Below are 23209 nucleotides of genomic sequence, written 5' to 3' on the forward strand. Positions count from 1 at the left end.
GACTACAAAGGTGGAATTTTCGCTAAAATACCCCGTTTCAATGGTTCTGGTCGTTCTGACCAAGGCAATAATCCGTTAGTTTTAGCGTAGTATTGACTAGCACATTCTATAATAGCCGCCGCACTACCATCAACATTTAAATCACCAAACAAATAAGTTAACTTACCTTTAGCAGCAAAGGCGACAACGCAAGAACGGTTACAAGCACTCATACATTCAACAGGTTGGATCGGAAATTCATCTTGCAAATCCCAATCTTGTGCTAGTTGCTGAATCTGGTGCAGTAATTTTTGACCGCCACTTTCACCTACACGCTTACCATCTTGCCAAACGCTGGCACAGGTTTGGCAAACAAATAAAGTATGAGAAGCGATCGCCGGCGAATTAGTCGTAATAGTAGTATGAGCAGCAGTCATCCGTACCTCGCAGATGTGTTGGACTTATTAGTATACTTCGGCGGGCATCCTGACTTGGAAAGTTAATTTTCAGTTTTTTGTCTTTCCTTCACAGTTGCGGGACAGTGCCGGATTTCCACCGAACTTTCCCCGTTACCTTTGGTGGCTGATCTCCACCAAAACCGAATATTCTGTTTATTATATCATCTGCATTTTTTGGAAAAGGAATGAGTAAATCCCCATCCTGAAAATTAAGGTATGGCTGAATAAAGGGCAATACGGTTCAGTTAAGCAGAAAAGTAGGTTGGGTGGAGTGATAGCGTAACCCAACATCCGAGCATACTTTGTTGGGTTACGCTTCGAGAAGCCGCGCGGAGCGTGTCTACGTTCCTCAACCCAACCTACGCCAGAATTGGTTTTTAGTCTTAACTGAACGGTATTGGAATAAAAGGCTTGATTATCAATCATTCATAAACAACAATAACCCCGACTTTTTCCAGAAATCGGGGTTATAAAGGCCTGTTATTTTCACAGATGAGATAGAATTGCTATGTATTAATTAACGCAAAAAAGTCTTTTGTAAAGATGACAGTTGTACATCAACCGCACTGAGATAAGTATAATCGTGCAGAAATTGATTTGGTAGTTTTTTTGCTTTAACAGCAGCTTGAACTAAATCTTTTGCATTCAAATTACCTATTTGGTGCTGAGATATCAGTGTGCTACCACTCGGAATACCTTGTGATTTGAGATTACCTTGATAAGCCAGATAAACAAGATTAAAAGGTTGTATTCCCCGGACAGTATTAACATTACTAGGAGACATATAAGAGTTAATAGCTGTAGTAATTACTTGACCGTGTGTTGTAATATTAGCTATCTTAGTATTCGCAGATGTGTTATCCGTAGGCGTTTGAGCCGTCGCAATTCCTGCGGTAAAAATCATAGAAACAATGGTAAGAAGGGAAGCTGTTAAATTTGAAAGTCTCATAAGTTTATAATCCCGTTAGATTTAAAAGTTAGAATAAGTACTCACTAGTACTGACATTTATGTTTGATAACTTCAGACCTGCTGTACTTAGTTCAGATGAAGATATAATTGTGAAATATAACTACAGTTGGGGTTTCCTAAATTCCGGAAAAAGTTGATCAAAATATACTGAATATCAAAATTGATGAAAAATCTGGCTGTGAGTTTTGTGCGTTCCTATTTGCTATGGTTAGCGATCGCTGTATTCATGCTGTGACAATATGCGATCGCCTATATAAATTTTAGCAGGTTACGACACGCTTTTTTAAAGCTAATTCCACGCGATCGCCGGGTTGAGATTCCAGCACCTGAGTTGTCAGATTATTTTTCTCAAGGGAAGCACGCAAATCTTCATCTGTACCCACAGCCTTTAAAAAATTCACCATTAACCCTTCATAGATTGCATCTGCTTTTGCCGCTGTAGGTAAGATAAATTGCGGTTCCAACCATTTAGAGACTTCCAAAGCGCTGTTTGTACCGCGAATAATTGCCCCAACTAATGGCAATGCCAAATCAACTGTTGGCGTAACTATGACATCAACAGGTGCAAATTGTTTGAGTTGTGGTGAATGATAGCCATGTGGCTCATAGTAGAGCGTGAAATTAGTGGCTAATTCTTTCAGCAGATAACTATTTTCTGTCAAAGTAGGGCCAATGGGAGAACCTGGCAAAGCCCTAATTTCTACTTGATTATTTAAAGTAAAACTTTCACCATGCTCTAAACAGGTGACAGAAGTGTAACCTAGCTCCTGAACAACTTTGGCAGCGTTAGGAGAAGCCACTACAGGAATTTTGCGGTCAAGTTGCTTCAATGTTGGCAGATGTGCATGGTCTGGCAAACCTTGAGACAACAATATCAAGTCGATATCTTCTGAAATTAATCTTTCTTGTTTGAGAGAAGCTTTGAACAGCCAATCTAAGCCAAAACTTAACTCGCCAACTAACCAAGGGTCAACTAGTATGCTTTGACCACCAATTTCCATCAACCAACTATTGTTGTCTAACCAAGTTAAATACATAACCAAACCAAAGTAATACCTGCCTTTATTATTACGGATGATTTAGAGGCTGGTGTTCACCTTAGTTTTTGGTTATTGTTCATTAGCGAACTGCTGCACGGTAATCGAGCGAAGTCGGCTCAGTAGCCAGGGCATAGGAGCGTAAGGGTTTTGAATACCTACACCCTGACCCAAACCTTAATTTTTCCCTTGCTTGTGTCAGTCCTACAGATGAAACACTTTAGATTTACTCAGCACTTTTTCAAGGCAGTATGAAGCCGTATTTTTTGAGTATCGCCTTAGCTGCGCTGCTTGATAAAAATTGACTAAACTCCTTGGCTGCACTGGTATTCTTACTCCGTTTGAGAACAGCCATTGGATAAACTATTGGCGAGTGATATTTCTCATCAGCCGCCACAACTACTTTTACTTTGTCAGAAATTTTAGCATCAGTAGCATAAACTAACCCTGCATCAGCGTTACCACTTTCAACCGCAGCTAAAACTTGACGCACGTTTTTGGCATAAACCAGTTTAGGAGTTATTTGCGACCAAATTTTTAACTTTTGTAAAACTTGCTGCGCGTATTGGCCAGCCGGAACGCTTCTTGGTTCACCAATAGCGATGCGCTTGATTTTAGATTCTTTGAGATTGTAAAGGCTGGTAATGCCAGTAATATTTTTGGGTACAACTAAGACAAGGCGGTTTTTTGCCAAAATTGAGCGTGTACCGGGAAGCAACAGCCCTTTTTGTTCTAAAGCATCTACTTGCTTTTTAGCGGCAGAGATAAAAATATCAGCTGGCGCGCCTTGTTCAATTTGTTGTTGTAATGCTCCAGAAGCCCCAAAGTTATAATTTATATTGACATTGGGTTTACTTTGTTGATAAATCGGTTTAATTTCTTCTAGTGCTTCTTTTAAACTAGCAGCCGCCGACACAAGTAAAGTGGCGTTCGACTGTGCCGTAACAACAGAAGGTACAATGAATGTTGAGCAAACAGCAAGTAACAAACTCGCTAGTGCTGTGCCAAAAAAGGAAAGAATTTGTCTTCTTTTCATAGAAAGATGGTTTAGCAATAGATTCTTCTGCAATTTGATGGCGCTTGGTAGGATCATACCGAGCGTCATTCCAGTCTTTACCAACTGAATTGGTAACATTATGCCAAGAAAAGAACAAGGATGGATCACATTTCAAACATCGGAAGAGGAACGGAAAATTCTCGAAGAGTTTTGCCAGGACTCACAACGCACTAAAACCGAGATTCTACGGGAGCTAGTACGTGGTCTTAATAAGCACCAAGCATCACAAGCTTCTATACCAACCAAACAAACTATTACACAGGTAAATCAGGAAAATTTGGCAATACCTACTACAGAAGTTAGTAGTCCCAAGAAGGCTTTAAAAGTTAGCTCCCGGAATATTCTTAAGGGTGTGGTGAAAAAAGTTGTAACTGGGGCTGTTAATTGTGAGGTGACACTAGAAATTGTTCACAAAGTTGAGCTAACTTCAATGATTACTAGAACATCTGTAGAAGAGTTGGGGTTAATTGTGGGAGAAGAAGCCTATGCCGTGATTAAATCTAACGATATTGTGATTGCTAAAGAATAAAGATGATGAAATTACAGAGAAAGCATTAGATAAAGAGTATTAGGAGCTTAACTTAAATAGGCGTTTAAGTTTGAATTAAACGCCTACCAACAGCTTAGAAAACTTTTATTTATAGTAGTTCAATACTCAGTATTCTTCCCTGACTGGCGTGATCCTAAACAATATCCATACATATTTCTGAGTGTGAATTGATTGAGGTCATACATCACAAAAACTTTCTGCCAAAACTACATTTAAAATATCATTGGTGCTTATATTTCATAGACTTCTGGGCTGAAAATGCGATATTTTTACAATGCTTACTGAAAATTCACAAGCTCAGTTTCACCAGAGAAAGAAAATTTACTAATTATTTTTTAATAAATAAAATTACCAAAAACAAAAGGCTCAAGTGCTAAAACTTGAGCCTTTTTTCAATTAGTCAATTGAGATTATGTATTCATCTCAACACTATTTTTTTAGAGGGTTTAACTTAGTAGCGGTTACGGCCACCATAGCCACCACCACCGTTTCCTCTGTTACCACCACCACCACCAAAGGAGCCACGATCTTCTCTGGGCTTGGCTTTGTTAACTTTAAGGTCACGACCCATCCACTCAGCACCATCAAGTGCATCAATAGCAGCGGTTTCTTCCGCATCGCTACTCATCTCTACAAAGGCAAAGCCACGTAGACGACCTGTTTCACGGTCGGTAGGTATCTGAATGCGCTTCACAGAACCATATTCTGCAAATACACTGTTCAGAGCATCTTGTGTAACTTCATAAGAGAGGTTACCTACGTAAATTGACATAAATTTAATCCGAAATCGCAAGTTTGCAGAGATTTAGATTTCGGGGAGAAGTCTGTAAATACCAAGAGGAAAAAGCCTATCAATACTAAAAACAAACGCTATCGCCGAATTAACTCTCACACCTCATCATTACACAAAATGTCCATGTTAGGGAAAAAATAGAAAAATTGTAATATAAAGATATGTAAACTAGCGATCGCCCAATCCTCCGTAGCTTTGGGTTAACTTGCACTATGGCGATCGCCCAATCAGAATTTGATCAATGTAACAACTTGTAAACTCTCCTAGATTCTCCATGCGGCTGGAGAGTCTAGGATAAATTTGAGTCTAGTTATTGACCGAATTTTAGATTTTAACGATAGGTCTAACGGAATTGTTGGCGTAGCCTCTAGGTCATTCGATTTTGGATTTGCAATTTTAGATTAACTTCAGATTTTCTTTTTAATCTAAAATCTAAAATCCAAAATTGGTTGACTGTTAACAGGATGTACCAAGGAGAACAAACATAGTTCCTTTGAAAAAAAGGAAGAACAGTATGTTAAGCAAATCAACAATTTATGGGCTGGTAGGTATATTCGCAGGTAGTGCTATTACAGCTTTATCCATTACCTACACTACCAGAGCCGCGCAACAGCGTTCTTTACAATCTCTGCCTTGTGGCACAACCAGTTCCATCCCACACAAAATGGCTGGGACACACCAAGTAGATCAGCACTTCATCGAAATGATGATACCTCATCATCAGGGAGCCGTAGAGATGGCAGATCTAGCTTTGCAAAAGGCACAACATCCTGAGCTTAAAAAGCTGGCTACTGCGATTAAAGCCGACCAGAATCAAGAAATTGACCAAATGAAAGCTTGGTACAAACAATGGTATGGCGCGGAAGTTCCGGCTACTCCCAAAACTGGTATGGGAATGGTTCATGGTAGAGGCCAAAATATGCCGGAAATGTCCATGCACTCAGGAATGATGGGTATGGGGATGAATTTAGAGACATTAAAAAATGCCTCTGACTTCGACAAGGAATTTATCCGCCAGATGATTCCACACCATGAGTCAGCAGTAATGATGGCCAAGATGGTAGCAAATAATGCTACTCATCCAGAAATTCGCAATTTAGCTGAAGCTATCATCAAGTCCCAAACTGCGGAAATTCAACAGATGCAGCAATGGTATCAAGCTTGGTCTAAATAATTTTATCGTTCAAATCCTAAATCTATGACACTTACACTCACCGTTCCCAACATGGCTTGTTCTGCTTGTGCCAACAATATTACCAATGCTGTGAAAACAGTTGATGCTGGTGCGATCGTTCAAGCCGATCCGACAACTAAGCTTGTTAGTGTGGAGACTCAAGTTTCTGAGCAAAAAATCAAGGATGCTTTAGCTGATGCTGGCTACCCCCCAGACTAATTCTTAATGAGAAACTAATAGACTTATTGTAGCAGTTAGAGTAAGGGTTCAAAGATGAATTTCTTTGAACCTTTATTTTTATGAAAAACCAAATTTTCCAATTATTTATTAAATCGAAATATTTTTAAATTGATTGGTATTTTCCGTAGTTTCAGTTTTGCAATTGCTGATAATACTGGAGTTGTTTATCATGCAGGCTTATATTATTCAGTCAAAAATTTACTATTCTATTTACCTGTGTATACAGAGTATTACTTAATTAATTAAATTCAAATTTTAGCTAGTACTAAAAATAACCGTTTTTATGAGATTAACATGATATTCCTAGAGGAACCGCTTCACTGCTAGTGAAACGTGCAAACGAATGTTAACTCGCAGAATTTTAGTTAGATGCGTAAACCTAAAACTTTTAATAATTCAGAGCGTTTTATTGAGGGCTGGTATTGGGTAATGCCATCTCAAAATCTGCGAATAGGTGAGGTAAAACCTATTACTATTTTAGGTAGAAATTTAGTAATTTATCGTGGTCAAGATAAAAAGGTAGTTATTTGCGACGCTTACTGTCCCCACATGGGTGCTCATCTGGCTGAAGGCAAAGTGGAAGGTAATGAATTACGCTGTTTTTTCCATCATTGGAAATTTGATGCTCAAGGAATATGTATAGAAGTTCCATGTTTATATGAGCCGCTACCTATTAAATTAAAAACTTGGCCCACAAATGAAGAATATGGAATGATTTGGATTTGGACTGGGGAAACACCACAACACCCACTACCATTTATGCCTGAATTAGAGCAAGATAAGTTTGATATTGCTTTTGGTTTTCACTTTCTGAAAAACTGTCATCCTAATATAGTGATGATGAATGCGATTGATGCTCAACATTTTAATACAATCCACAAACTGCCATTAGAAATTATCTTTGACAAAGAGGAATATAGTCAAAATGCCATTATTTTCACCAACACTACAGATATACGTGGAGATTATACATTTAAAAGACTGATTCGTACTATATCCAAAAAAACGATTAATTACAATATTTGTTATTGGTATGGTAGTACTTTTATCTTAAGTCTTGGGTTTGATTTTTTTAGTTTACATCTGATGTTTGCCCTGCGTCTTATAGAAGGTGGTAAAACGGAAGGACAGACTATAATAATGATGAAAAAACGTAAAGGAATTTTTGGAAAGTTATTTAATCAAGTTGTACTAGGGCTAGTAAAGCTTTTTGGTCAAAACTTTGTTAAGGGTGACAACAGAATTTTTCGCACAATCCGGTTTGATTTTAAGACTCCGATTAAGGCGGATCAGTCTATTATGCAACTGATCAACCATGTTGAAAGACAAAAACCCCTGACATGGGAAACTTGGCAGTTAGCGCGATCGCGCGAGGTTGAACCTCAAGAAAACCCCAATAAATGGCGTGATGATTTAGTTAATGATTAAGTAATGCTGAAAGCTCGAAAGTTAAAGTCAACTTTTTGCTTTTTTCTAGGCTATGGCTCAAATAAAAAGAAGTGGCAAAGCCACTTCATCATTCCCAGGTAGAACCTAGAGATAAGTATAGCGATTTCCGAAATAGAAAATGGTATAAATAGACACTGATTAATCTGAGATGCCAATTTTCCTGGCTGATCAAGCGTTAAGATTTTAATTCGGACTAATGTGTATTGCTACTGCTCTGGGTTAAGTAAGACCATCATCTGTGAAACTCTCATTCCTAAAGGTTTCCAGTGAGGGTTGCTAGAAGAAAAGGTGCTGTCACCTAATACAGCACGATAGTGATGAGGATATTTTTGGTCAGCATGAGGCGCAGCATCTACTTGCAGGATGAGTTTACCCTGATAGGAGGATAGTTTGCTGCTGTTTAGCAAAATCGTCCCGCTATAGTCCCAAGCCAGTCCATACAGTTTAAAATTGCCTAATTTTTGGCGTAACTCACGCCACGGAGTACCAACACCAATACCTTCGCGGGTTTTCCAAGCAGTTCCTAAATTACGCACATCTAGCGGTTTAGTCCGGGTGTTATCACTCCAAACGACTAAAAGCGATCGCTCTCGACCTAAGTTTAGCTGAGTCGCGGCAAAACTACCGATTCCTTCCGCGCCAGAAATAGTTTTATCAACTAAGCGAGAAGCACCAAATAGTTTGACTAAATCTTTTTTGGTAGTTGTAGGTGTAATCGGCCCAACTCGTTCACCAGGAATAATTAAGGTATCCTTGAACGGTTGTGATTGTGCAACGGTGAAATGATGAGAGTTATTTTGGGGTAGCGCAACAGCTGGGTGTGCTGAGTAGGTGATTAATAAAGCGAATGCAGCCGTTGTTATGTTTTTAATTGGTAGATGCACTGTATTTCTCTATTGAGTAGTAGGAGTTAAACTGACGACTCCTATTGCTGACAGTTCCCTTTTATTTCATTACTCTAGTAGCGTTAAAAATTGCCAGCAAAGCCACACCAACATCAGCAAATACAGCTTCCCACATTGTGGCTACACCTAAAATACCCAAGCCAATAAATGCAGTTTTAATTGCTAAGGCAAAACTAATATTTTGCCAAACAATTGTGCGGGTTTTTCTGGCAATTTGAATTGCTGTGGCTACTTTGGAGGGAGCATCTGTCATGATGACTATATCGGCACTTTCGATGGCTGCATCTGAGCCTAAACCACCCATAGCCATACCTACATCGGCTCTAGCAATTACAGGTGCATCATTAATCCCATCACCAACAAAGGAGACTTTCCCATTTTTACCTTTGGGACTAAGTAACTTTTCAATTGCAGAGACTTTTTCTTCGGGTAATAACTCAGCAATATAGGAATCTATGCCAAGTTGTTGAGAAATCCGCGCCGCGATCGCCTGATTATCTCCTGTTAACATGACTATTCTTTCTACACCTATTTTTTTCAGTGCTTGAATAGCTGCTTTTGCATCAGGTTTTAGTTCATCAGCAATGATGATATATCCAGCGTAAATATTATCTACTGCTAGATGGACAACTGTACCTTCTACATTGCAGATATCATGGTTGATCTGCTCGTGATGTAATAGGCGATCGCTTCCCGCTAACACTAGTTTATTTCCTACCTTTGCCCTAATTCCATAACCTGCTATTTCTGCATAATCTGTAACTTCCGATATATCAAAACTATTACCATATTCTTTCCTAATTGATAGGGCAATGGGATGATGGGAGTGAGATTCTACTTTTGCTGCTAATTCTAGAAGTTCTGGTTCAGAAAACCCATTAAAGGGGATAATTTCTACTACTTGAAATACGCCTTTTGTTAAAGTGCCTGTTTTATCAAAAACTACTGTTTTAACTGTAGTTAAAGTATCTAAAAACATCGAGCCTTTAATCAAAATACCACGTTTTGCTGCACCACCAATCCCGCCAAAATATCCTAACGGAATACTAATTACTAGCCCACAAGGGCAGGAAATCACTAACAATATCAAAGCTCTGTAAACCCATTCTGAAGATGTAGCTCCCGGAATAAATAAAGGTGGTAATATTGCTACTACCAGAGAGATGAAAACAACTATTGGCGTATAATAACGAGCAAACTTGGTAATAAATTTCTCTGTTTCTGCTTTTTTACTTCTAGCATTTTGCACCAAGTCTAAAATTTTGGCAATAGAAGATTCATGAAAGAGTTTTGTAACTTTAACTCTGAGCAAGCCGACTTGATTAATTGTCCCAGCTAGTATTGTGTCTCCTACTCTCACAATTTGCGGTACAGATTCTCCTGTTAAAGCAGATGTATCAATCTGAGAATTTCCGGTAATAATTTCACCATCTAAAGGATTTTTTTCTCCTGGTTTAACAATAACAATATCTCCAATTTTTGCTATTTCTGGAGATACTTTATGTACTTCACTACCTGTCTCAAGATTGGCATAATCTGGGCGTATCTCTAGTAAAGCTTTAATCGAGTTGCGAGAACGACTAACGGCAATATCCTGAAATAATTCTCCAATTTTATAAAACAACATTACACCAACAGCTTCGGGTAATTTATGAATTGCCAAAGCGCCTAGTGTAGCGATTGTCATTAAAAATGTTTCATCAAAAATTCTCCCGCGGAGGATATTTCTTCCGGCTGTTTTTAAAACACTCCATCCACTGAGTAGGTAGGCTGGAATAAAAATTAGATATTCGCCAAGAGAATAGTGTGTATTATGCAATTGCTGTTCAAAAATTAGCCCAGATACATACAAAACACCAATCAAAATTAGAGAATATATCTCATTTTTGAGGATGAATTTTCCGCCGTGGTCATGATTATGATGAGCATCATGATTATGGTTATGATTATCATGATGCTCATGACTACAACACTCGGAAGATTCTGAATGTGTTTTATTCTGCATGTTGTCAAATCTCGGACTTTATTTAATATATGAGTGTATATTCAAATTTATGAGAAATAAATTATTTTTGCAAGCTGAAATTTTAAGAAAGATAATCTTTATCAAATATGAATTGCAGTATATTTATAAATTTACTGTATGTGATTTGGTAGTTATTAGTTAAAATTTGGAGACAGGAGAAATTTAGCTGATACTGCAAGTGTAAATGGGTGAAATTATGAACCATATCCAGCAAAAAATTGCCGTCTGGGGAATTACAATCTTGTTGGGTGCAACACCTGCGGTTGTATATGCAAAAACACCAAGTAGCCAAATAAATTTTCAGGAATATTTTCAACAAGGGGTGCAAAAATTAGAACAAGGTAACTTTAGTGCGGCAGTTACAGATTTTGACAAAGTAGTACAGCAAAATCCTAAATTTTATGAAGGTTTTTGTCTGCGAGGTTTAGCTAAATCACAATTGGGAGACTTACAAGCAGCAATTGACGACTTTAACCAAGCGCTACAACTCAATCCTCAGCATATAGATGCTTATAATAGTCGGGGAACAGTTTATGCTCAACTGGGAAATCTGCAAAAGGCGATCGCCGATTTTAACGCTACACTCAAAATTGATCCCCAGTCTGTAGATGCTTACTACAATCGTGGACTGGCTTACTTTAAACAGCAAAATCCCCAAGCGGCGATTTCTGATTTTAACCAAGCAATTAGCTTAAATCCTCAGTTAGCTGATGCTTACGGTAATCGTGGACTGGCTAAATATACTTTAGGCGATCAGCGTAACGCGATCGCCGATCTCCAGCAAGCAGCAGCAATTTTTCGTCAGCAAGGTGATACCGCCAGCTATCAACAAACTCAAACCCTAATTCAACAGGTACAACGTTAGTTTTGGGGAATAAGTTTCCGATGTAGCTGCAATCCCACTAACAAACCAATGATAATAATCCCTGTGAGATAACACAAAATAATTAGCCGGATGGACAATGGTGGCGCAACTCCTTCCACATCGACGTTTTTTTGCACTCGCAGAGGTGAAACCTCTACCTGAATATTATGAGGTGCGCCATCAAAAAATTGCTATTCCCATAATGACAGCTATTTATGTAAAACAGATTATTAAGCGAATAACACAAGTCCTTATGTTTTACCACCGTGCAATTCTTTATCTTTATGTTTTTTGGTAGACAGAAAAAGCTTTGATGTACTCATTAGTTTAATTTAGTTGATTTGTATTCTCTAGTAGCTTAATTGCGTGATCTTTAATAGAAAATTACTTTACTTAGGTTGATAGATAAATAAAGCACCTTTTTGCTATTATTCGCCAAAAATGGTAGAAAAAATCCAATATGTGAGAAAAAACTCATATTGATGATCAACATCATCTTGACCGAGAACAACTAATAGGATAGGCTTGGCAATCAGAGATGTTCTATCGGGAAATATATGAACAAGAAATTAGTACTGAATTTGCTTTCTAGTTCGGCAATTTTTACTTCTTTGATGTCTACATTGGCAGCAATAAATCCAGCCCATGCCTCTGTTAACCTCACCCAAAGATTAATGCACACAGACGACGGTCGTACCTGTATCACTAATCCCCACGGACTAAAAGATTTTGTCTGTATTCGAGATTCTGAAAGAGACCCTAAAGCTGCGCCTGCACCTAAATCTATGGTGGTTTCATCCAGCCCATCTGACACCAACGTTGCAGAACTGAATTTTACAGAAGAAGAAAGTGATGCTGCAATTAGAATCTTTAAGTGTGACTGTCCTTATTGCATCAATTCTTTGCGACAATTGCGTGGTACAGGTAATTTAGTTTACTAATCTAAATTTTCTCAATGCAAGTGTTACCCAAAAAGCTGGCAATGGGAATTCATATCTTCGTCAGCCTGTCGTTAAAAAATTTATTTAGCTTTAGAAAATAATCAGGCTCATAGATTTTCTAAGTGTACCTTAGTAAAATCTTATCAAAAGCTTTTGTAACCATATACTATATAGCAATCTTATTTGATTGTAAAAATCGATAGGCTCAAATCCCCGACTTTTAAAAGTCGGGGATTTTGTAGTTAAAGTCAAAACATGAGTAAAATGCTCAAATTACTTCATACTTGGGTCAGAAATCAAAAAGATTAGTAGGATGTATTGATAAATCCTTAGCAGAGGGGAAGCAGTGCCGCAGATTGCCATTTAACATAGTGGGATGCTCAGAGCGATCGCTGTCCTTGTAAAGTAGACTCACAATATTGATGATATCTATCCACCTCCTGCTTTTTCTTGCGATAATTCCCAAGGGGCATGTTCTGGTTTGTTAAAGGGGGATAGATGACGATCAAACGATTGGTTTTAATAATTTCAACTGTGATAGCAGTTGCATTGGCAACTTTATCTCTCGTCAATAGTTGGCAAAAACCCCAGTTCCAAAGTCGTCTGGAACTTTATCAAACAAATATTGCACTGCAAGCCCAAGCTTGGCAACCAAAAGATGGTGATAATCTTCAGGTGATTCGCCAAGCTATACTCGAAGATCAGCCTCTAGAAAATGCTACAAAGCAATATCAGGAGGCACAAAAATCTGTCCAAGCTAACCTAGATAAAGTTAAAAACCAACTTGCACAGCTCAGTTCTCAGCCCAAAATTACAACTCCAGCTAAACCCCTACCACAAGACACTGTTGATACTAACGCCTCTCCTGAAGTAACACTGCAACAGTTACAGCAATCCCTTCAGCAACAGCAACAATTACTAGGCGAATTAGATTTGCGTCTGGGGATTTTACAAATACAACAAGGACAACAAGACACGGCCTTGAAAACTTGGGGTGAATTACAACAGCCTACACTCAATACTGAATTTCAAGATACAGCTACTGTCTTAAGTGGAATCTGGAGTAATCCCCCCCGGATTTTACCCAACGCCCAACAGTTGATTCAAAAGAATTTAGATGGTTGGTTCCGTAACACTGCATTAATTCAGCTATACCAACTCCAGCAACGTCAAGAATCTTTAGCAGCAGTTACAGCCGCACAGCAATCAGCAGCAGCCCAAGCTGTATTTAAACTCACCCTCATCGGTACGATACCAGCTTTGGCAGCATTGATCGGGACAATCCTGCTAATTTTCTTATTGACACAACGCTTGCTGAAGGGGAAAGAAGCGTTACTCGCACAAAATGGTGATTTAGTTTGGACAACACCTTGGGATGGGGAAACTATCCTTCAGGTGTTTGTTGTGGGATTTTTCTTTATGGGACAAATTTTTGTTCCCCTTTTGTTGTCTATACTACCTATTCCCCGTCCGATTGTGGGTGTGCGCCTACAAGCTGTATCTGTGTTAATTAGTTACCTGTTTGTGGCTGTGGGTGCGCTTTCAGTGATGTATTTCTCCATCAAACGATTTTTCCCGCTACCAAGATTGTGGTTTAAATTCCAGCTACGAGATAGTTGGTGGTTGTGGGGATTAGGAGGTTATTGCACCGCTTTACCTATAGTTGTGGTGGTGTCATTGATTAATCAAAAACTCTGGCAAGGACAAGGCGGGAGTAATCCTTTATTACAATTGGCACTAGAAAGCCAAGATGGAGTAGCACTAGGTATATTTTTCTCTACAGCCGCGATCTCCGCCCCGCTATTTGAAGAAATTTTATTTCGCGGCTTTTTGCTACCTTCCCTAACTCGTTACTTACCAGTGTGGGGCGCAATTATCGCTAGTAGTTTATTATTTGCGATCGCTCATCTTAGCTTGTCAGAAGTTTTACCACTCACCGCCTTGGGGATCGTCCTGGGAATAGTCTACACGCGATCGCGCAATCTCCTCGCTCCTATGCTACTCCACAGCCTTTGGAATAGTGGCACACTACTTAGTCTATTCCTTTTAGGTGGTGGTAATTAATAAAACATTTGTTATACGGTTGCGGTAACAAAAAATATCTGATTTCATCTGCGTAGGTCATGATTTTTCGCTGGCTATGACTAAATTAATTATTCAGCGAATTTTGACTCAAATTTAACAATATTGACGGCAACGGAAATATCATCATTACTGTTAAATAGATGACAAAATTTCTAGATAGACATTTAGTACTATCTAGATAGTTAAAGCTATTTTTCAGATGTTGATTGCCTATTTATTACGTGTTGCAGGCAATATTTAATAATAGTACTTAACGATAGGAGTTACGAACAACAACTAAATAAGGTATTCAGTGTAACTTAAATTCACTGAAGCCAAGATGGCGTAATTTTCTAATTGACAGATATATGTCATCTGTATCTAATTAGACATTTCTCACTAAATTGGAATCTCATCATCGTAGCCACATCGAAAAAGTCCGGAAATAACATTAACGGGCTTGTAGAAAATGGTATGATATCGCCGTTTTTTGCTGTTCTTGAGTATTTATCCTCCTCCAGAGAAATAATACTTACGAATCTGCAAAACGCCTGTCTTTGGTGTCATAATCCTAATTAAATACATACATCAAATAGCTTTCTAGTTTTCAGCTACAAAGCACTTGTCTTGATTACTCATATTCTGTAGTGTTTATTTGAAAGTGTTGATATCTTTCTTTGGATTGAAGTTAGACGTATACTAACAAAATATCAGTTTTCATAAGCATTTTTTCCTAGCTTACTATTTATGCACAACTAAGAAAAAACCTAGTTTTTCTTAGTTATTTCGCAATATCTGTGTTGAGTGTAAAGAACCTTAATGACAAAATATAGCTGAATATTACTGGTTCTTAATCAAAAGAAAAATTAAATTTTTTACCTAATCTTTGAGGAGTCACAATACTATGGCAAATCTCAACTCTACCAGTAATCCTAATAAGCAACTTCTGGCTGGTTACTGTGGGATTATTTTTGGCGGTTTTGGCGTTCATAAATTTATTTTAGGATACGCCGCAGAAGGCTTTATGATGTTAGCTATATCTATAGTTGCAGGCACATTCACTTATGGAATTGCCTTGATAGTTATGCAACTGGTAGGGCTGATTGAAGGCATGATTTATTTAAACAAGTCCTCGGAGGAATTCGTAGATACTTACTTTGTGAATAAGCAAGGCTGGTTCTAAAGTTTCTCTTCCACAAGCTAATTTAGCATCGCTCTTGTGTTCCTTTAGCCAAAAGAGAAAACTAAATGTTTAGTTAGCTAAAGTAACCAAGAGCCATATTTTTGAGAAAATAATTACTAATTCATAATTCGTAATTTTGAGAAAACAAGCACCCACTAATTGTAATTACGAATTATGAATTATCATGTATCTAGTGTAAATATGTAGAGACTAAGTAATTATTTTGACGATAAGATTGGAGTGTTCTTGATGCTTGAGGCGCATTTCCAATCAATGTCTAATAACAGTCCTAGTGATATCAGTAGTAAAAAACTTGCCGCTGGAATTTGTGCAATCTTATTAGGAGCTTTAGGGATTCACAAATTTATTCTTGGTTACACAACCGAAGGCTTGATCATGTTGCTTGTGAGCATACTCACATGTGGTTTTGGTGGATTAATCATGAGCATTATCGGTTTAGTGGAAGGAGTTATTTACTTAACCAAAACAGATGAAGAATTTGTGACTGCTTATATTGCCAACAAAAAAGGCTGGTTTTAAATCTTTGTTATAGAAGTTTTGTTTACCGTTGTAATTTTAAGAGTGCATCAGTGTTTAAATTATCTTCTTATCCTCTGTCGTGCCACGGTAAACTAGTGCGTTGGGGTATATTAGGATTCTCTTATACCCCACTATTTGGGACATATTTTTACAACCGAAATTACAGAATAGGTTTTTTAGTCTGCCCAATCCGACACTTCACTGGGATTCCATGTCCCACCTGTGGTATGACTCGTTCATTTATGGCGATTGGTAGAGGAGATTTGAGCCAAGCAGTAGCCGAGAATTTATTTGGCCCAATTTTATTTGCTGGCTTTGTAATTGTAATAGTTCACGTTACCTTAGAGTTATTAACTAAACACCAAATTACAGCTTTATATGGTCAACTACTCAGAGTAAGAAAGTTACAAATATCATTTTTAATGACAGTGTTAATTTATCATTCTTTCCGCCTGTATCACATATCGCAAACAGGAGAACTGTTTATTACTTTTAGCAAATCTCCTTTAGGTCAATTGCTTCTACAGTAAGTATTAAATGATTTTTTAGCCTACCCTTTTGAGAAAACAGTCTGATTCTAATGCTATGCCAACTATCAAACGTAAACATCTCATTTGGTTTTGCTTACTGCTATTAAGCTGTGGATATTTTAGTGCTATGTCTAATTTAGAAATTAATTCTTATTTAAAGAGCGTGGTTTTCATGCTGCCAATACAGTTTGCAGCTATTTTTTATGTGACTTATCTACGCTGGAACCGCAGTTGAGGCCAAAGCCCAAGGACACATAAAGAAAATTAATGTTATTTACATTCAGTCATAGTTCCAGATTTCGCCTACCCTCGAATTAGAGACGCTTTTAGTCAGGCGTTAAATGTTCGTAGCGAATCCAAAAACTTGCCATGCAACTTGTGCCGAAAACGAACCTTGACCCAGAATTAGCCCCAACATCCGAGAAAATTATTTTGGATGTGGGAGGAATGAAGTGTGCTGGGTGTGTAACTGCTGTAGAACGTCAGCTAACCCAATATCCAGGGGTCAAGACTGCCTGCGTGAATTTGGCGACAGAAGTAGCAGTCGTAGAGTCAGAAGTTGGGGTGATAAATCCAGATGCACTGGCACAGCGATTAACCACCGCTGGATTCCCAACTCAACCCCGCAAATCTAGTAACCAAATTGCTTTAGCCGATTCAGCAAACAGACAGCAGCAAGAAATGCGTGCTGCATTTAGACAATTAGCGATCGCTGCTATATTACTAATTTTGTCAGGAATTGGGCATTTCAGCAGCATCATTGGCGTAACTTTGCCCATATTAGACAACATTTGGTTTCATTGTGGATTGGCAACAGTGGCCCTGTTATTTCCCGGCCGTCCCATCATCATTGATGGTTGGCTAGGCTGGCGGCGCAACAGTCCCAATATGAACACCTTAGTGGGTTTGGGAACACTCACCGCTTACACTGCCAGTTTAGTAGCGCTGTTATTCCCGCAAATGGGTTGGGAGTGCTTTTTTGATGAACCAGTAATGATGTTAGGCTTTATCTTGTTGGGCAGAACATTAGAGCGACAAGCCAGAGGTCGGGCTGCTGCTGCTTTTAGACAATTACTCGCACTCCAACCACAATTAGCCCGATTAATTCCCAACCCAGACCCAGAAAAATATGGGGTAGGGGCTAACAGTCTGGAAATCCCCGCAGAACAAGTACGAGTAGGTGAATGGTTACAGGTATTGCCTGGAGATAAAATTCCCGTAGATGGCGAAGTTCGTTTTGGGCAAACAACCATAAATGAGTCGATGTTAACCGGTGAAGCCGTACCTGTAATTAAGCAACCAGGGGATATAGTCACCGCCGGCACTATCAACCAATCAGGTGCGATCGCCATTCAGGCAACCCGTACAGGCAATGATACCACTTTGGCGCAAATTGTTGCCTTAGTCGAAGCGGCCCAAACCCGCAAAGCACCCGTACAAAAATTAGCTGATAAAGTAGCTGGTTACTTCACCTACGGCGTGTTGACGGCCTCTGTATTAACCTTTGTTTTTTGGTACTTTTACGGTACTCACATCTGGCCTGATCTCACCATATCCAGTGGAATGGAAATGATGAGTCACACCGCCCACAACACAAACTCAACACTCAACACTCAGCACGGGCTGAACGCCCCGCTACCGCTAACACCACTCTTAACTAGCTTAAAACTAGCGATCGCCGTTATGGTAGTTGCTTGTCCTTGTGCTTTAGGCCTAGCCACACCCACAGCCATTCTCGTTGGTACTGGCATAGGCGCAGAACGGGGTTTATTAATCAAAGGTGGTGATGTTTTAGAAAAAGTCCACAAACTAGATACTGTGGTCTTTGATAAAACTGGTACTCTCACTACAGGTAATCCTACTGTGACTGATTGCCTGGAAATTTCCCCATCCCAACTCCCCACGGACTACACCCTGATCCAACTAGCCGCATCTGTTGAAAGTGGCACATACCACCCCCTAGCTAAAGCAATTCAGCAAGAAGTACAACACCAACAGTTAACTATTCCTAACGCGGTAGACTTCCATACCGAACCAGGATTAGGAGTGTCTGCGGTTGTAGAAAATACAACAGTGCTGTTAGGCAATCAAGATTGGTTAAGTTGGCACGGAGTTGCTGTGAGTGAAACCGCGCAACAAGAAATTCAAAGACTAGCAACAGCAGGTAAAACAGTTGTTTGCGTAGCTGTGGGTGGTAGTTTAGCCGGACTTATAGCTATTCAAGATACCCTCAGACCAGATGCCCAAAGCACAGTAGATAAATTGCGTCAACTGGGCTTAAGAGTCATGCTACTCAGTGGCGATCGCCCAGAAGCGGCAAGTGCGATCGGTAAACAATTAGGATTAGATAGTGGTGATATCATTGCCGGAGTCCCACCCAGTAAAAAAGCTGAATTAATTAAATCATTGCAAGCAGGAGAGCAAGGGAAAACTTCCTCTCTAAAATCTAAAATCCACAATCCAAAATCTCAAATTGTAGCAATGGTGGGAGATGGGATTAATGATGCTCCCGCCTTATCCCAAGCAGATGTCGGCATTGCCTTACACTCAGGCACAGATGTGGCAATGGAAACCGCAGAAATTATCTTGATGCGCGATCGCCTAAGTGACGTTGTAGAATCCATTGGACTAAGTCGTGCCACATTCAACAAAATCCGCCAAAATTTATTTTGGGCTTTTGCATACAATACCTTGGGCATTCCTCTAGCTGCTGGTGTTTTGTTACCTAGTATGGGTTTTGTCCTCAGCCCATCTAACGCCGCTGCACTTATGGCCTTTAGCTCAGTTAGTGTTGTCACTAACTCTATATTCTTGCGAAAACTAGCTCACCGTTGATCAATACTGCTGTTGAATGTAAAAATGCAAACTAAATGTCGGTTTTTCCCAACTCAGGTTAAACTAAATCGATAGTTAGATGTTACACATCTCCAAGAGTAGAACACTCCTGTTCTACTCTTCTCAGTCAGAATAGCTTTCAAGTTTGTCAGAGTTATTACCACAGACTGTAGTACGTGAGAATGGTAGGAAACAATAATAGACCAACACTAATCAATCAAAATTTCGCTGATAGTCATAACGATATATCAATGGCACCAGAAACTAATGAAAGCCATCTACTGATTCTGGAAGATGATCAGGGTCGCAAAGAATTTTCTCTAGAAAATTCCGTTTACTCTATTGGTAGAGACCGGGATTGCAACATTCGTTTAGTCTCTCAATTTGTCTCTCGCCGTCATGCTACTTTAGTACGATTGCCAAGAGGGCAAAACACTTATAGCTATTACTATCGGATTGTCGATGGTGATGCTAAAGGTAAACCCAGTGCTAATGGATTGATGATTAACGGACGCAAAATCCCGGCTCACGATTTAAAAAACGAAGACGAAATCGTTTTTGGCCCCCAGGTACGCGCCATCTATTATCTCTTGAGAAATACTCAGCGCTCAGGACAAACAGATTCTAGCGAGTATGATATTACCCTCATTAATCCCGGCATGACAGAAGACATGGAAGATTAAAAACCAGCTAATTTTCAGATAGATGTTGACTATTAGCTGGCTCACTTTCCAATACCCAAATTTGCCGGATATAGCTTTACCCAAAGCCAGCCTCGTAAACGATATCAACCGGCAAGACTTTCAATTAGATGCCAATGGCGACTGTGTTCAATCTCCTGCTTGACAAATTCAAACATTTGTCGGCAGTGATTATTCAGTTGGAGTGGCAATTCCTCGTTTTTAATGACTACACTCATCCGGGATTCTGTTTCAGTAGCGCTTGATCTGTCAATGAATACTTCGACCTTGACCAATTTGGAGAACGAAACATTACCAGGAATCTCACGAGCCAAAATATAATCGGCGTTGTAATACTGAATTTCCAAATCGCAGCCTTGAAGAAGATCTAAAAGTAACGGCTGAAGATGGTCAATAGAAAGAGAAATAGTAAATGAACAGGTATAGCGAGCCATAATAGCCCCAAGTATTGCAACACTCCGTCCATCGTATAATACCGAAGCCGTCAAACGGTAATTCGTTACAGATTGATTACATCAACGTACTGGGAGATGAGCTAAAGCTACGTGCTTTTCGCTAATCCCTACGAGAAACACAAGTTGAAAAATTGATAAAAAACTTTAAAATAAGGCTTTGGTGGAGGTGCATTATGAAAGTAGCAATTACTGGCGCAACAGGATTAGTCGGTAGTCGTTTGGTAGAACGACTCCAAAAAGAAGGTCATCAAGTATTGGTGTTAACACGTAACACTAACTTTGCTCACAAGGTTTTTCCCCCCGCAAATTTCCCGAATGTAGAGATTGTTACTTATACTCCAACTACATTTGGTGCTTGGCAAGATGCAATTGTCGGTTGCGAAGCTGTTGTTAATCTCGCTGGTGAACCCATTGGTGAGGGACGCTGGACACCAGAACGCAAGCAAGAAATCCTCAATAGTCGTCAGCTAGGTACTCAGAAAATAGTTGAAGCTATAACCAACGCAAACCCTAAGCCCCAGGTATTAGTCAATACTTCGGCTATTGGTTACTATGGCACAAGTGAAACTGCAACCTTTGATGAAACCAGTGTCTCTGGGAATGATTTTCTGGCTCAAGTCTGTCAAGCTTGGGAAGCAGAAGCCACAAAAGTTAAAGATGCTGGGGTGCGACTCGTAATTTTGCGGTTTGGCATTGTTCTTGGTAATGGTGGAGCCTTAGCCAAAATGATTCCACCTTTTCAACTCTTTGCTGGGGGGCCAATTGGCAGTGGTCGCCAATGGTTTTCTTGGATTCATCTTGACGATTTAGTTAACTTAATTTTGCAAGCTTTAAACCAGTCAAATATGGAAGGGGCATATAATGCCACTGCTCCAAATCCAGTCAGAATGAATGATCTTAGCCAAACTCTAGGCGAAGTATTGCATCGTCCTTCTTGGCTACCTGTTCCAGCTTTTGCCATTGAAGCCCTTCTCGGAGATGGAGCTATTGTGGTGTTAGAAGGTCAACAAGTTTTGCCTAAACGTACTTTAGAATCCGGCTTTGCTTATCAATATCCGAATTTACAACCAGCTTTGAAGCAGATTTTAAGATAAAAGTCAATGGCTAATAGTAGCAAAATTGAACTATTTACCATTGACTAATAATTAATCAGCCTGAAATTTGCGAGATACCCAACTGATAATTCCGCTGAGAATTGCGCCTCCCATCAGAATGCCAATTGCTGGGTTAAACACTGGCTGCCAAAGCTGATGCCATAAATCAAGACCCAAATTTATCCCCGCAGCATCACCAAAAACTGCGATCGCAAACCAAGCAAAGCCAAATAAAACCAAGAATACATCGGCTACCAAAATCAAGTTCAGCCAATTTAACAATTTATCTTTCATATTGAAGATTAGGGATTAGGGATGAGGAACTAGGACTATGGAGTATTGGTGAGATAAGTTTTACTCTAGTCCCTAGTACGACTTAGCGAAAATTAACAGCCCATCACAAATGCTTAAAAAGCTTGCAGTATAAGTATTTTTACTTTTTACTTTTGTCTTATTCTACTCATCCCTATTCTTCAAATAACCACTTCTTGACTTTTAATAAACTATCCCAATCTGGTTTTCTACTCAGACCATCTTCAATACTATTTTTGATTTCATCGCGCCATTCTGGGTTTACCAAAAATAACTGTTGTACAGCATCAATGTGTTGACGCAAGCCTTTTTGGCCAGTTTCTAGCATTGCTAGAGCCAGATTAACTCTGGCTTGTGGGTCTTGAGGGCTTAATTTGACTGCTTTTTGTGCGGCTTTATAAGCTGAGTTGCCTTTGTTATCTAACAGATACAACCATGCTAAACAAATCCAAGCTGCACTAGTTTTGGGAGCGCGATCGCATACCTCCTTAAACACAGGGATCAAAGAATCCACTGCTTCACCAGCTTTATAGCGTTCCAAACCTGTATCAAACAGAGATTCAACGGTGTTAGTCATTAGTCATTAGTCATTAGTCAATGGTCAATGGTCAATGGTCAATGGTCATAAGTAAATACAAAGGACAATTGACAATTGACAATCTTACTACACACCAAATGACTTACCACAACCACAGGTTTGGTTAGCGTTGGGATTCGTGAACTGAAAACCGCCGCCAATCATCGCATCGCTATAATCAAGCATTAAGCCATAGAGGTAAAGCAAGCTTTTGCGATCGCAAATAATTTGGAAGCCATCATAGTCAAAAACTTCATCCTGCGGGGTGATCTTGCTTGTATCCTCAAAGTCCATCATATAAGACATCCCAGAGCATCCGCCTTGCCGTACGCCTACCCGCAGGCACAAATCTTGACCTTGCCTTTCTTGCAGGAGTTTGACTTGGCGCAAGGCGGTTTCGCTTAACAGAATGCCGCTTTGTTGAGGCTGCGTTGCTTGTGTCATCTTTTGTTAACTCCTTATAATTAGTAACCT

Annotated in this window: 25 protein-coding genes and 1 riboswitch; of the genes, 13 read left to right on the forward strand and 12 right to left on the reverse strand. The window is 39.4% G+C overall.

All coding sequences use genetic code 11. From position 1 onward, the window contains the following. Window positions 1–2 precede the first annotated feature (2 nt). The 4 genes from NOS7107_RS25360 to modA form a co-directional block, all read right to left on the reverse strand. Complete coding sequence (locus NOS7107_RS25360; protein ID WP_015115798.1) at window positions 3–416, reverse strand: DUF1636 domain-containing protein; 414 nt, start codon at window positions 414–416, stop codon at window positions 3–5. Between the two features lie 21 nt (window positions 417–437). Then, window positions 438–597: riboswitch (cobalamin riboswitch) on the reverse strand. 357 nt (window positions 598–954) lie between these two features. Then, on the reverse strand, window positions 955–1386 hold the full coding sequence (locus tag NOS7107_RS25365; protein WP_015115799.1) for a hypothetical protein: 432 nt from the start codon (window positions 1384–1386) through the stop codon (window positions 955–957). Between the two features lie 281 nt (window positions 1387–1667). Beyond that, window positions 1668–2444 carry an MBL fold metallo-hydrolase gene (locus NOS7107_RS25370; RefSeq protein ID WP_015115800.1) on the reverse strand — a complete coding sequence of 259 codons (777 nt, stop codon included), beginning with the start codon at window positions 2442–2444 and terminating at the stop codon, window positions 1668–1670. Window positions 2445–2685: 241 nt separating this feature from the next. After that, window positions 2686–3480 (reverse strand): molybdate ABC transporter substrate-binding protein, encoded by a 795-nt coding sequence (gene modA / locus NOS7107_RS25375; protein WP_044501139.1) that lies wholly within the window; start codon window positions 3478–3480, stop codon window positions 2686–2688. Between the two features lie 100 nt (window positions 3481–3580). On the opposite strand from modA, the gene NOS7107_RS25380 reads away from it, so the two are divergent. Next, a complete protein-coding gene (locus NOS7107_RS25380; RefSeq protein ID WP_015115802.1) occupies window positions 3581–4030 on the forward strand; it encodes a molybdopterin-binding protein in 450 nt (149 codons plus the stop codon). Window positions 4031–4502: 472 nt separating this feature from the next. On the opposite strand, the gene NOS7107_RS25385 is transcribed toward NOS7107_RS25380, so the two are convergent. Continuing rightward, a complete protein-coding gene (locus tag NOS7107_RS25385) occupies window positions 4503–4823 on the reverse strand; it encodes an RNA-binding protein (protein WP_015115803.1) in 321 nt (106 codons plus the stop codon). 535 nt (window positions 4824–5358) lie between these two features. On the opposite strand from NOS7107_RS25385, the gene NOS7107_RS25390 reads away from it, so the two are divergent. The 3 genes from NOS7107_RS25390 (at window position 5359) to NOS7107_RS25400 (ending at window position 7686) form a co-directional block, all read left to right on the forward strand. Next, entirely contained in the window at window positions 5359–6018 is a 660-nt protein-coding gene (locus NOS7107_RS25390) for a DUF305 domain-containing protein (protein ID WP_015115804.1), read from the forward strand. Window positions 6019–6042: 24 nt separating this feature from the next. Continuing rightward, on the forward strand, window positions 6043–6237 hold the full coding sequence (locus NOS7107_RS25395; RefSeq protein ID WP_015115805.1) for a heavy-metal-associated domain-containing protein: 195 nt from the start codon (window positions 6043–6045) through the stop codon (window positions 6235–6237). Window positions 6238–6627: 390 nt separating this feature from the next. Beyond that, on the forward strand, window positions 6628–7686 hold the full coding sequence (locus tag NOS7107_RS25400; protein WP_015115806.1) for an aromatic ring-hydroxylating dioxygenase subunit alpha: 1059 nt from the start codon (window positions 6628–6630) through the stop codon (window positions 7684–7686). Between the two features lie 227 nt (window positions 7687–7913). On the opposite strand, the gene NOS7107_RS25405 is transcribed toward NOS7107_RS25400, so the two are convergent. Together NOS7107_RS25405 and NOS7107_RS25410 are read right to left on the reverse strand one after the other, a co-directional pair. After that, window positions 7914–8591: a hypothetical protein gene (locus tag NOS7107_RS25405; RefSeq protein ID WP_015115807.1), complete on the reverse strand. Its 678-nt coding sequence runs from the start codon at window positions 8589–8591 to the stop codon at window positions 7914–7916. 61 nt (window positions 8592–8652) lie between these two features. Then, the gene (locus NOS7107_RS25410) at window positions 8653–10617 is read right to left on the reverse strand and encodes a heavy metal translocating P-type ATPase (protein ID WP_015115808.1); all 1965 of its coding nucleotides are present in this window, start codon (window positions 10615–10617) and stop codon (window positions 8653–8655) included. A gap of 217 nt (window positions 10618–10834) precedes the next feature. On the opposite strand from NOS7107_RS25410, the gene NOS7107_RS25415 reads away from it, so the two are divergent. Then, a complete protein-coding gene (locus tag NOS7107_RS25415; RefSeq protein ID WP_044501141.1) occupies window positions 10835–11503 on the forward strand; it encodes a tetratricopeptide repeat protein in 669 nt (222 codons plus the stop codon). On the opposite strand, the gene NOS7107_RS28835 is transcribed toward NOS7107_RS25415, so the two are convergent. After that, on the reverse strand, window positions 11500–11640 hold the full coding sequence (locus NOS7107_RS28835) for a hypothetical protein (RefSeq protein ID WP_157374143.1): 141 nt from the start codon (window positions 11638–11640) through the stop codon (window positions 11500–11502). The genes NOS7107_RS25415 and NOS7107_RS28835 overlap by 4 nt on opposite strands. Before the next feature lie 420 nt (window positions 11641–12060). On the opposite strand from NOS7107_RS28835, the gene NOS7107_RS25425 reads away from it, so the two are divergent. From NOS7107_RS25425 to NOS7107_RS25455, 7 genes are all read left to right on the forward strand, one after another. Continuing rightward, window positions 12061–12444: a hypothetical protein gene (locus NOS7107_RS25425; protein WP_015115810.1), complete on the forward strand. Its 384-nt coding sequence runs from the start codon at window positions 12061–12063 to the stop codon at window positions 12442–12444. Window positions 12445–12942: 498 nt separating this feature from the next. Beyond that, the gene (locus NOS7107_RS25430; RefSeq protein WP_015115811.1) at window positions 12943–14508 is read left to right on the forward strand and encodes a CPBP family intramembrane glutamic endopeptidase; all 1566 of its coding nucleotides are present in this window, start codon (window positions 12943–12945) and stop codon (window positions 14506–14508) included. Between the two features lie 904 nt (window positions 14509–15412). After that, window positions 15413–15691, forward strand: a complete 279-nt coding sequence (locus tag NOS7107_RS25435) for a TM2 domain-containing protein (protein WP_015115812.1) — start codon at window positions 15413–15415, stop codon at window positions 15689–15691. A gap of 273 nt (window positions 15692–15964) precedes the next feature. Next, window positions 15965–16231 carry a TM2 domain-containing protein gene (locus tag NOS7107_RS25440; RefSeq protein WP_044500347.1) on the forward strand — a complete coding sequence of 89 codons (267 nt, stop codon included), beginning with the start codon at window positions 15965–15967 and terminating at the stop codon, window positions 16229–16231. Window positions 16232–16419: 188 nt separating this feature from the next. Beyond that, complete coding sequence (locus NOS7107_RS29560) at window positions 16420–16761, forward strand: DUF2752 domain-containing protein (RefSeq protein ID WP_301281005.1); 342 nt, start codon at window positions 16420–16422, stop codon at window positions 16759–16761. A gap of 369 nt (window positions 16762–17130) precedes the next feature. Continuing rightward, window positions 17131–19596: a cation-translocating P-type ATPase gene (locus tag NOS7107_RS25450; protein WP_015115815.1), complete on the forward strand. Its 2466-nt coding sequence runs from the start codon at window positions 17131–17133 to the stop codon at window positions 19594–19596. A 182-nt stretch (window positions 19597–19778) separates the two neighbouring features. Next, on the forward strand, window positions 19779–20279 hold the full coding sequence (locus NOS7107_RS25455) for an FHA domain-containing protein (RefSeq protein ID WP_015115816.1): 501 nt from the start codon (window positions 19779–19781) through the stop codon (window positions 20277–20279). 104 nt (window positions 20280–20383) lie between these two features. On the opposite strand, the gene NOS7107_RS25460 is transcribed toward NOS7107_RS25455, so the two are convergent. Beyond that, window positions 20384–20731 (reverse strand): hypothetical protein, encoded by a 348-nt coding sequence (locus tag NOS7107_RS25460; RefSeq protein WP_015115817.1) that lies wholly within the window; start codon window positions 20729–20731, stop codon window positions 20384–20386. A gap of 194 nt (window positions 20732–20925) precedes the next feature. Between NOS7107_RS25460 and NOS7107_RS25465 the strand changes: the two genes are divergently transcribed. After that, entirely contained in the window at window positions 20926–21846 is a 921-nt protein-coding gene (locus NOS7107_RS25465; protein WP_015115818.1) for a TIGR01777 family oxidoreductase, read from the forward strand. 51 nt (window positions 21847–21897) lie between these two features. Here the strand turns inward: NOS7107_RS25465 and NOS7107_RS25470 are convergent, their stop codons facing one another. The 3 genes from NOS7107_RS25470 to NOS7107_RS25480 all read right to left on the reverse strand — a co-directional run bounded on the left by NOS7107_RS25470 (window position 21898) and on the right by NOS7107_RS25480 (window position 23179). Next, window positions 21898–22140, reverse strand: coding sequence for a hypothetical protein (locus NOS7107_RS25470; RefSeq protein WP_015115819.1), 243 nt, complete (start codon window positions 22138–22140; stop codon window positions 21898–21900). A 172-nt stretch (window positions 22141–22312) separates the two neighbouring features. Then, complete coding sequence (locus NOS7107_RS25475) at window positions 22313–22735, reverse strand: M48 family metallopeptidase (protein ID WP_015115820.1); 423 nt, start codon at window positions 22733–22735, stop codon at window positions 22313–22315. 87 nt (window positions 22736–22822) lie between these two features. Then, a complete protein-coding gene (locus NOS7107_RS25480; RefSeq protein WP_015115821.1) occupies window positions 22823–23179 on the reverse strand; it encodes an iron-sulfur cluster assembly accessory protein in 357 nt (118 codons plus the stop codon). Window positions 23180–23209: the final 30 nt, after the last annotated feature.

The organism is Nostoc sp. PCC 7107 (genome assembly GCF_000316625.1).
Taxonomy (GTDB): domain Bacteria; phylum Cyanobacteriota; class Cyanobacteriia; order Cyanobacteriales; family Nostocaceae; genus Nostoc_B.